This is a genomic window from Pseudarthrobacter sp. HLT1-3 (assembly GCF_059383535.1).
Map to the genome: position 1 here is coordinate 20,519 of NZ_JBWZCJ010000030.1, position 8,699 is coordinate 29,217.

Consider the following 8,699-nt stretch of genomic DNA (forward strand, 5'->3'; position numbering starts at 1 on the left):
ACTCATTCGAAATGGCCCGAAAAGCTATGTGAGCCCGCCTATGGTGAAGGCATGTTCAAGACCACCACGTTTCTGCGGCTCCTCGCGGCACCGGCAACGGCCATGCTGCTCCTGGGGACACTCTTTGTCCTGGAGCAGCGCCATTTCGACCAGAACAGCGCTCTGCTGCTGGTGCTCCTCACGGGCATCGCCGTGGCCGAGATCCTGCCTGCGGCCGCCCTCGGGCTTGTTTTCCTCGCCTTGGTCCTGCAGAGCGTCAAGGTCTTCCCCCTGGTCCTGCTCTCGGGCGCGCTGAGCTACGCTGCTGTTCCCGTGGTCATCTTTTTCGCCGTGGTCGGCTGGAAGGCCCGGAACCGGTGGGTTCCTCCCGTTGCTGCTGTCGTAATTGCCGGCGTCACCGCCGTCAACTGGTTCACGGACCAGACCTGGATCAATTTCCTTTTCGGCAACCAGCTCTATGGCCGGGGAATATTGCGGTCCCTCACCTACGCTTTTCTGATCTTCGGGGCGTTCGCCGCCCTGAACCTCGCCGCCTGGGCCGTCGCCCTGGCGGTAAACAACGTCTCGCGGAGCCGGCGGGCGCAGCTCGCGGCGGAAGCCCGGCTCCGGGAAACGGCGACCGAACTTGCTGTGGAACAGGAACGCAACAGAATTGCCAGGGAGCTGCATGATGTCCTGGCCCATTCATTGACGGTCATCGTCGCGCAGGCCGACGGAATACGCTTCATCCACCGCGCAGAACCGGAATCCGTCGAGGAAGCGTCCAGGGTCATCGCCGAGTCGGCGCGAACCGCGCTGGTCGAAACGCGCCGGCTGATCGAGGGATTTTCCACTGAGATTACCGACCAGCCGGCCCAAAGAGTCGAGGACTTGGTGATTCTTGCCGAACGACTGGGCTCCAGCGGTATGCCCGTAGTGGTGGAAACGGCGGGACAGCCCTGGGACCTGACCCCGATGCAGCACCTGACGGTTTACCGGCTGGCGCAGGAGAGCCTGACAAATGCCTTCAAGCACGGAAACCGGAGCCAGGGCGCGCACCTGCGGCTGATGTGGACAGCAACGTCCCTGGAGCTCCGTGTCAGCTCGTCGCTCACCAGCCCGGCAGCGACGCCGACGACGGCCCCGTCGGGCCGTGGAATAGCAGGAATGAAAGCCCGCGCCGCCGCCGCGGGCGGCTGGGTCGAAACGATCCAGGGCGAAGGAAACTTCGAAGTGCTGGCGTTCCTCCCCTCGGCAGGTCCATACCATCCTGCAGCAGCAGCAGGACCGAAAGAACCCGGCCTCCGCGTCCTGGAAGGAGCGAAGGCATGACCGCCGCACCCATCCGGATTGCCCTGGCCGACGACCAGCCCCTGTTTAGTGCCGGACTCAAGATGATCCTGCGCAGTCAGCCGGATATGGATCTGGTCGGCGAAGCAGTCAACGGCGGGGATGCCGTCGACCTTGTCCGGGAGACACGACCCGATGTGCTCCTGATGGACATTCGGATGCCCGTCATGGATGGGATCACAGCCACGAGGACCATCCTGGAATCGCCCGGCGGGGCCGCCACCAAGGTCATTGTGCTGACCACCATCCAGCATGACGAAGCCGTCGTCCGGGCCATCCAGGTAGGCGCCGCGGGCTTCCTGACCAAGGACACCACTCCCGACTTCCTGCTGGCAGCCATCCGAACCGTGCACTCGGGACACTCGGTCATCGCCCCTGCCATCACCAATGAACTGCTGCGCGACTACACCACTCCGTCGACAGGGAACGACGCCGTGCTGGCAGACCTGTCGGGTCGGGAACGCGACGTTTTTCTGCTGGCCGCCAAAGGACTGGGAAACGCCGAGATCGCAGCCTCCCTGGTTCTGAGCGAGGCGACCGTGAAGTCCCACGTGGGCAGCATCCTGGCGAAACTCAAGCTGAAGAACCGGATCCAGCTCGTCGCTTTCGCCTACGAAAACAACGTACTCAACTAGCCCCAACAACACCGTTCACCCATCGAGGCCTTCGCACAGGGAAGGTCGGCCACCGCATTGGCCAAATCAAGCCAGGGAGCCACCATGAAGAAGAAGTACCTGGGCGCTGCCGTCCTGGTCCTCGGCACCGGAGCCGCCCTCGCCGCGGCCGCCATTCCAGCCGCGCCGAGCACCGCGTCCCCGGAGCCCATCTCGGGGATCATCCGCGAGGCGGAGTCCTACGCCACAGCCGATCCGATCGCCGAAAAGGGAATGCAGGAAGCCGTCCGGCTCTGCATGGCCAAGGCCGGCTTCGACTACACGCCGCCCAATCCGGACTTGACCCTGGACCTCAACGGAGCCATCGGATTCAAACGGCTCACGGTCGACGCCGCCAGAACCAGCGGCTACGCCAGCGCAGGGCCGCAGGGACCCCGCGAGCCGGCTCCCGAGTCCGCAGAGGAGGAACTCTTCGCCGATCCGGCGTTCACCAGGGCCCTCACCGGACCCGGAGACACCGCTTCAATGACCACGGTGGAAGGCATGGGGACCTCCTCCGGCGGGTGCCGCGGCGAAGCCATGACGAGGATTTACGGGAGCGCTGAAAACTACATGCTCGCCACCGGCGTCGCCTACAACTCGTTCTTCCCCGCGAGCCTGTCCGCCTCCGGCGACCCCGGTATAGCCAAAGCCGTCAAAGCCTGGGCCTCCTGCATGGAAGAGACCCCGTATTCCTCCTACGCAAACCCGCAGCAGGCAGCCGATGCAGGAAGGGCTGCGGGCGGACAGGAGGAGTTCAAAATCGCCGTCACCGACGCGGTCTGCCGGGACAAGACCACATTTCACGCCGCCGTCGACAACGTCCTGGACAAATACCTGACAACCCGCGCGCAGGAGCTCGCCCCGCAGATAGCCAAAGTCAAAGAGCTTCGCCGAACCGCAGCAACCAACGCGGCCGCACTGGACAGCGCTGCAGCGAAGTAGCGGGCCCTCCGCCCTGACACGGGCCATGCCCTCGTGGAAGCAAACAGACACCGTTGTGACCCAGGGCACAACGGCCCTATTGGGGTCCTCGTACCCGCCACTATCGTGACTTGGAGCACACGGCGGCACGCTAATCGAGCCGGTGTGCGTGAGCTACGAACTCAGGGTCGTCACTGACCTATGACCTGCAGGCCGCCCATGCGGCCTGCAGTCACGGATGGACGATTGTGTCTTCCAGCCGGTAGTCCAGGAATTGCCCGAAGAACTTATCCTGCGCCACCGGTCCGCCCCGTACTCCGCAGTGGCCAAAAGCCAGTCGATCTGTTCCGAATCGTTTCGGCATACGTGCCGACCGGTTCGTAGCCCAGTTCGAGCGAGGCCGAGGTACTCAGGACGATCGGCGGCCGGAAGTCCCACGGATGCCCACCCAGGCCCTCGGGGGCGGTGCCGTCGAGCAACACTTCATCCCAGTGATGGCCAAGATGCCGCGCGACCGTTCGTGCGATCTGACGGGCGTTCGGCGCATCGGGATCGGCACTGTTGAGGATGCGCACCCCCGGCAGGCCGGAAACGCGTTCCACAAGGGCGGCAGTGTTGACCGCTGCCGTGGTGTGATCGCCGCCGTCGCCGCCATGCGCCAGGAACACCGCCGGGGCGCTGGTCGAGCACCCGCTTCACGAACATCCACTCCCGGGGACGCGCGGCGCCCTCCCCATGGACCTTGGATGCCCGGATCGCGGTGACCGGATGGCCGCTGTCCAGCAGGGCGTTCTCGGCAGCTACTTTGTTGGCACCGTAGCCCTCGCGGGAGTCGTAGTCTCCCCCGCCGGGCGCCATGGTCGGATTGCCTTCACTGATGGGGGCATCGAAGCGGGGTGCGACGTCGGAGTTGACGTGGTTGCCAACGGCATCAACGTAGACGGCTTTGCTGGAGAGCATCGCGCCGGAGGTCACGTCCCCCAGATGGGGAATGAGCAGCATGGCATCGTCCGCCGTGAAACATACCCCGTCCACCAGGAGGTCTGCCCCGCTTCCCACCACCTTTGCCAGGGCTGCCTGCTCCCGGCGTTCTGACGGGACGAACCGCGCTCCGGCGTCCTTGAGGTCCCGTGGCATCCTTCGTCCATCGCGGCCGGTGACGTCCACCGCCCACCCGGCCCGAATGAGCCGCCACGCGATGGCGCGGCCGAGGACTCCGGTGCCGCCAAGGATTACCGCCCGTTTTATCCGTTCACTTTAGGTGCGCCGCCGGGTCTCGGTGCGCCGCCGCGCGCGAGAACAGGAGTCCCGCTAAAACAGGCTTCCCACCGGCTGGATAAGTTCCGGGGAGTCATTCTTGACGTTCCCCACAGCCTTGCCGACGGCGTCGATCGTCCAGTCCTCCGCCACGTCGTGCGCCCCGGCGCGGACCAGGCCCACCAGTCCGGCGGCGTCTTCGGCGTGCGGGTCCAGCCACGCCTGCATCGTGCTCCGGTCCATCGGCAGCGGAACCCGGTCGTGCAGGGCCGTGAGTTCGGCCAGCATGCCCCCGCCGTAGCCTTCCGGCGGCGAGTCGGTGGTCATAATCGACGTCGAGAGCAGCCAGCGCTCCGGGTCGTCCTCGGCCTTGGAGGGGTCCTTCCACCATTCATAGAGTCCGGCGAAGACAATCGGGCGGCCGTCCTTCGGGTGCACATAGTAGGGCTGCTTGCCGCGGCCCTCGCCCTTCCATTCGTAATAGCCGTCCGCGGGGACGGCACAGCGCCGGGCGCGGGTGGCTTTCCGGAACGCCGGCTTCTCCAGCACACTCTCGCTGCGGGCGTTGATCATCTTCGACCCGATCCCCGGGTCCTTCGCCCAGGACGGCACCAGGCCCCAGCGCGCCAGATGAAGCTGCCGCACCGGTTCCCCGTCGACCAGGCGTTCCAGCAAGATCGGCACATCCGCCGTCGGGGCCACGTTCCACGACGGTGGAATCGCGATCTCCTCTTCAAGTCCGGCGTCGAACTCGGCCAGCAGGTCTCCGACAGCCCGGGCCATCACGTAACGTCCACACATGGCACCAGCATGCCACCGCGCCACACTGCGCGGGAATAGCGGCCTCCGGGTTACGGTTATTGGGAGTGACGTACGACTTTTGTCGGCAACGAGCGCTGCCACGCAGCGCCGCCAACCAGCTTTGAGGAGAACTTCGTGGACTTCACCCCCGAATCCGGCACCATCACCATGTTTTCGACCACCTGGTGCGGCTACTGCAACCGCCTGAAGAAGCAGCTGGACGCCCAGGGCATCGGGTACACCGAGATCAACATCGAAGAAGTTGACGGCACCGCAGATCTCGTGGAGAAGCTCAACGGAGGCAACCGCACCGTTCCCACTGTGCTGTTCCCGGACGGCACCGCAGCCACCAACCCCTCCGCGGCCGAAGTCAAGAGCCGCCTCGCGGCCTAAGGCCGTTCCTTTCACCGATATGAACCGATGACGACGACGGCGCGGCCTCCCCGGGGGCCGCGCCGCACCGCGTTCTGCGGCAGAATTTGTGGCGACAGAGTCTTGAGACAACGAGTTTCGCGGCAAGAACCGCGACATCAGCAGAGGAGCTAATTCCATGGTCCATAAAGTCAAAGGCGCAGTAGTCCGCTCCAAGGGAGCACCCGTCACCCTGGAGACCATCCGGGTCCCGGATCCCGGACCGGGCGAGGCCCTGGTGGACATCCTCACCTGCGGCGTCTGCCACACCGACCTGCACTACAAGCAGGGCGCCATCAACGACGACTTCCCGTTCCTGCTCGGACACGAGGCGACCGGCGTCGTGTCCGCCGTGGGTCCGGACGTTACGCAGGTGGCCCCCGGCGACCGTGTGGTGCTGAACTGGCGCGCCGTCTGCGGCGAATGCCGCGCCTGCGCCAAGGGCCAGCCGCAGTACTGCTTCAACACCCACAACGCCACCCAGAAGATGACCCTCGAGGACGGCACCGAACTCTCGCCGGCACTCGGCATCGGCGCCTTCGCCGAGAAGACCCTCGTCGCCGCCGGCCAGTGCACCAAGGTTGATCCCGTCGCCGACCCGGCCGCGATCGGCCTGCTGGGCTGCGGCGTGATGGCCGGCATCGGCGCGGCCATCAATACCGGAAACGTCAACCGCGGCGATTCCGTCGCCGTGATCGGCTGCGGCGGAGTGGGCGTGGCTGCCGTTGCCGGCGCCGCGCTCGCCGGCGCCACCACCATCATCGCCGTCGACATTGACCCGAAGAAGCTTGAACGCGCCAGGGACCTCGGCGCCACCCACACGGTGGACTCCTCCGCGGTGGATCCGGTCGAGGCAATCCGCGAACTGACCGGCGGCTTCGGCGCCGACGTCGTGATCGACGCCGTCGGACGTCCCGAGACGTACAAGCAGGCGTTCTACGCCCGCGACCTCGCCGGCACCGTGGTCCTGGTCGGTGTTCCCAGCCCCGAGATGACCCTGGAACTGCCGCTGCTGGACGTGTTCGGCCGCGGCGGCTCGCTCAAGTCCTCGTGGTACGGCGACTGCCTGCCCTCGCGCGACTTCCCCATGCTGATCGACCTCTACCGACAGGGCAAACTGGACCTGGACGCCTTCGTCACCGAGCGGATCACGATCGACCAGATCGAGGAAGCCTTCGACAAGATGCACACCGGCTCGGTGCTGCGTTCCGTGGTCGAACTGTGAGCGGCAGCTCCGGGGACGGGCTCCGGATCGACCGGCTGGTCACCTCCGGCACGTTCTCGCTCGACGGCGGCACCTGGGACGTTGACAACAACGTCTGGATCGTCGGCAACGACGCTGAATGCGTCGTCATCGACCCGGCCCACGACGCCGCCCGGGTCGAGGCCGCCGTCGCCGGCCGGAAGGTCACCGCGATCCTGCTGACGCACGGCCACGATGACCACATCGCCGCCGTCGGCGAGTTCCGCGGGCGGGTCAACGCCCCGGTGTACCTGAACCGCGAGGACTGGATGCTCTGGGAGCGGGTGTTCCCGGGCACCGAACCGGACCACGCGATCGTGGACGGGGACACCTTCGAGGTCGCCGGCGCACAGCTCGTGGCGCTGCACACCCCGGGTCATTCCCCCGGCTCCATGTGCTTCTCGCTGCCCAGCGAGGGCACCGTGTTCAGCGGCGACACCCTGTTCCAGGGCGGTCCGGGCGCCACCGGACGGTCCTACAGCGACTTCCCCACCATCATCGAATCCATCAAGGCCCGGCTGCTGACGCTCCCGGCGGACACCGTGGTGCGGACCGGTCACGGCGACCCGACGACCGTCGGCGCCGAGGCGCCGCAGCTGGCGGAATGGCTCGCCCGGGGCCACTAGCCACGCCCAAGTAGCTTGCAGCAGGGGCCGTTCTGAGCGCGCAGAACGGCCCCTGCTGCGAGTCAGGTGGGCACGCGGTGCACGCCGTGTGCGGACTCACTCACCAAGTCGCCAGGGCACCAGGGCACCGGGGCACCAGGGCACCGGGGCACCGGGGCACCAGGGCACCGGGGCTCAGGGCTCAGTCCAGCAGGCTGCCAAAGTCGCCGTAGTCGAGGGTGGCGTAGCGGGCGTACGTGGCGATCACGGCGGCCTCGACGGCATCGACGTTGAGCTGCGGGACGAGGTCGTTGACGGCGCCCGCAGTGGCCGGGTCCCAGTCCAGGCCCAGCGCCGCGTAGCTGGCTTCCAGCACCGCACGGATCGGCGCCGAGTTCTCCACCACGATGACCGAACTGAACAGCCAGCCGCCGGCGACCACCCGCTGGGCGGTGCCGATGAGTTTGAGCTGGTGCTGCGGAAACTCCGGATCCCGGCCGTGGACGCTGAATTCCCCGGGGCAGTACTCACCGGGGATCTCCCCCACTGCGGCGTCGACGCCGGCGGTCCGCAACGCGTGGGCCAGCAGTTCGCCGAAGAAGGAGAACCGCCCCTTGGACCCGGCGATCGCATCGGCGTCCGGTTCCAGATGATCGATCACCAGGGTCCCCTCGTGGTACGCGGCGGCCCGTCCGCCGGCCTTGCGGACCAGCGGCTCGAAGCCCAGCTCGCGGCAGGCCTGGGCCGCGGCGTCAAAACCCGGCAGGTGCGTGTCCCGCTGGCCGAAGGCCACGGTGGGAGCCGGGCGGTAGAACCGGAGCAGGGGGCCGGCCCCGCCGGTTTTGACCTTCCGCAGCAGTTCGAGGGCGAGGTCCAGGTCCGCTGCCGCGCCGAGGGATTCCTCCTGCCGGAAAATCGTCAGCGTCCGGGGTGCGCCCGCGGCCTCCGGCATCTTGTTATGCTCCCTTATGGTCATCTTGCAGTTCCTCGTCGTAGCCGCCGCGTTCGCCGTCATCGACTCCGTCTGGCTCAAGTCGATGAGCAAGTTCTACCGGAGCCATCTGGGCCACCTCATGGCGGACAAACCCAATCTAGGGTACGCCGTCGCCTTCTACGTTTTGTACATCGCGGGGATCGTCTTTTTCGCACTCCAGCCAGCGCTCGACGGCGGCAGCTGGATCACCGCGCTCGGTTACGGCGCCGCGCTGGGAACCTTCGCCTATGCCACCTACGACCTCACCAACGCCTCAACCCTGAAGAACTGGCCGCTCGCCATCGTGGTGGCGGATATCGCCTGGGGCGCCGTGCTGACCGGCCTGGCCACCGTGGTCGGCTGGCTCGTTTTCCACTAGCGACGGCGCCGGCCCGGCTGGGCCCTAGATGAGTAATTCCTATTGGTTGGGACGGTGGGGACGCTTTTAAAGTGAGGCGGAGAGTGTTAAACCCGGTATGTGAACCCCGAACTCAACACTCTCC

General features: G+C 66.5%; 10 protein-coding genes and 1 pseudogene. 8 read left to right on the forward strand and 3 right to left on the reverse strand.

Annotated features, from left to right (window positions below; translation table 11 throughout):
• The first annotated feature begins 51 nt into the window (after positions 1-51).
• The 3 genes from AC50X9_RS19225 (at position 52) to AC50X9_RS19235 (ending at position 2,927) form a co-directional block, all read left to right on the forward strand.
• Positions 52-1,311, forward strand: a complete 1,260-nt coding sequence (locus AC50X9_RS19225) for a sensor histidine kinase (protein ID WP_494896266.1) — start codon at positions 52-54, stop codon at positions 1,309-1,311.
• The gene (locus AC50X9_RS19230; RefSeq protein WP_494896270.1) at positions 1,308-1,964 is read left to right on the forward strand and encodes a response regulator; all 657 of its coding nucleotides are present in this window, start codon (positions 1,308-1,310) and stop codon (positions 1,962-1,964) included. Before AC50X9_RS19225 ends, AC50X9_RS19230 begins: the two co-directional genes overlap by 4 nt.
• Positions 1,965-2,048: 84 nt before the next feature.
• Entirely contained in the window at positions 2,049-2,927 is an 879-nt protein-coding gene (locus tag AC50X9_RS19235) for a hypothetical protein (protein ID WP_494896275.1), read from the forward strand.
• 266 nt (positions 2,928-3,193) lie between these two features.
• Here AC50X9_RS19235 and AC50X9_RS19240 read toward each other — a convergent pair whose 3' ends face one another.
• Positions 3,194-3,574 carry a hypothetical protein gene (locus AC50X9_RS19240; RefSeq protein WP_494896277.1) on the reverse strand — a complete coding sequence of 127 codons (381 nt, stop codon included), beginning with the start codon at positions 3,572-3,574 and terminating at the stop codon, positions 3,194-3,196.
• 100 nt (positions 3,575-3,674) lie between these two features.
• Between AC50X9_RS19240 and AC50X9_RS19245 the strand changes: the two genes are divergently transcribed.
• Positions 3,675-4,001 carry a hypothetical protein gene (locus AC50X9_RS19245; RefSeq protein ID WP_494896279.1) on the forward strand — a complete coding sequence of 109 codons (327 nt, stop codon included), beginning with the start codon at positions 3,675-3,677 and terminating at the stop codon, positions 3,999-4,001.
• Between the two features lie 216 nt (positions 4,002-4,217).
• On the opposite strand, the gene AC50X9_RS19250 is transcribed toward AC50X9_RS19245, so the two are convergent.
• Positions 4,218-4,964, reverse strand: a complete 747-nt coding sequence (locus AC50X9_RS19250) for an SOS response-associated peptidase (RefSeq protein ID WP_494896281.1) — start codon at positions 4,962-4,964, stop codon at positions 4,218-4,220.
• 117 nt (positions 4,965-5,081) lie between these two features.
• Here AC50X9_RS19250 and AC50X9_RS19255 point away from each other — a divergent pair.
• The 3 genes and pseudogenes from AC50X9_RS19255 to AC50X9_RS19265 form a co-directional block, all read left to right on the forward strand.
• Positions 5,082-5,357 (forward strand): annotated as a pseudogene (locus AC50X9_RS19255) (mycoredoxin); the annotation flags it as partial.
• A 157-nt stretch (positions 5,358-5,514) separates the two neighbouring features.
• On the forward strand, positions 5,515-6,600 hold the full coding sequence (locus AC50X9_RS19260) for an S-(hydroxymethyl)mycothiol dehydrogenase (RefSeq protein ID WP_494896283.1): 1,086 nt from the start codon (positions 5,515-5,517) through the stop codon (positions 6,598-6,600).
• Positions 6,597-7,244: an MBL fold metallo-hydrolase gene (locus AC50X9_RS19265; RefSeq protein ID WP_494896285.1), complete on the forward strand. Its 648-nt coding sequence runs from the start codon at positions 6,597-6,599 to the stop codon at positions 7,242-7,244. The genes AC50X9_RS19260 and AC50X9_RS19265 overlap by 4 nt, the downstream gene beginning before the upstream one ends.
• A 181-nt stretch (positions 7,245-7,425) precedes the next feature.
• On the opposite strand, the gene AC50X9_RS19270 is transcribed toward AC50X9_RS19265, so the two are convergent.
• A complete protein-coding gene (locus AC50X9_RS19270; RefSeq protein WP_494896287.1) occupies positions 7,426-8,199 on the reverse strand; it encodes a lipoate--protein ligase family protein in 774 nt (257 codons plus the stop codon).
• Here AC50X9_RS19270 and AC50X9_RS19275 point away from each other — a divergent pair.
• Positions 8,192-8,575 (forward strand): DUF2177 family protein, encoded by a 384-nt coding sequence (locus AC50X9_RS19275; protein WP_494896289.1) that lies wholly within the window; start codon positions 8,192-8,194, stop codon positions 8,573-8,575. The genes AC50X9_RS19270 and AC50X9_RS19275 overlap by 8 nt on opposite strands.
• The last annotated feature ends 124 nt before the right edge of the window (positions 8,576-8,699 follow it).

Excerpts from the sequence above, each read along its gene's own strand:
- AC50X9_RS19225 (WP_494896266.1), top strand. The coding sequence starts at position 52 with ATGTTCAAGACCACCACGTTTCTGCGGCTCCTCGCGGCACCGGCAACG.
- AC50X9_RS19230 (WP_494896270.1), top strand. The coding sequence starts at position 1,308 with ATGACCGCCGCACCCATCCGGATTGCCCTGGCCGACGACCAGCCCCTG.
- AC50X9_RS19235 (WP_494896275.1), top strand. The coding sequence starts at position 2,049 with ATGAAGAAGAAGTACCTGGGCGCTGCCGTCCTGGTCCTCGGCACCGGA.
- AC50X9_RS19245 (WP_494896279.1), top strand. The coding sequence starts at position 3,675 with ATGGCCGCTGTCCAGCAGGGCGTTCTCGGCAGCTACTTTGTTGGCACC.
- AC50X9_RS19250 (WP_494896281.1), bottom strand. The coding sequence starts at position 4,964 with ATGTGTGGACGTTACGTGATGGCCCGGGCTGTCGGAGACCTGCTGGCC.
- AC50X9_RS19260 (WP_494896283.1), top strand. The coding sequence starts at position 5,515 with ATGGTCCATAAAGTCAAAGGCGCAGTAGTCCGCTCCAAGGGAGCACCC.
- AC50X9_RS19275 (WP_494896289.1), top strand. The coding sequence starts at position 8,192 with ATGGTCATCTTGCAGTTCCTCGTCGTAGCCGCCGCGTTCGCCGTCATC.
- AC50X9_RS19270 (WP_494896287.1), bottom strand. The coding sequence starts at position 8,199 with ATGACCATAAGGGAGCATAACAAGATGCCGGAGGCCGCGGGCGCACCC.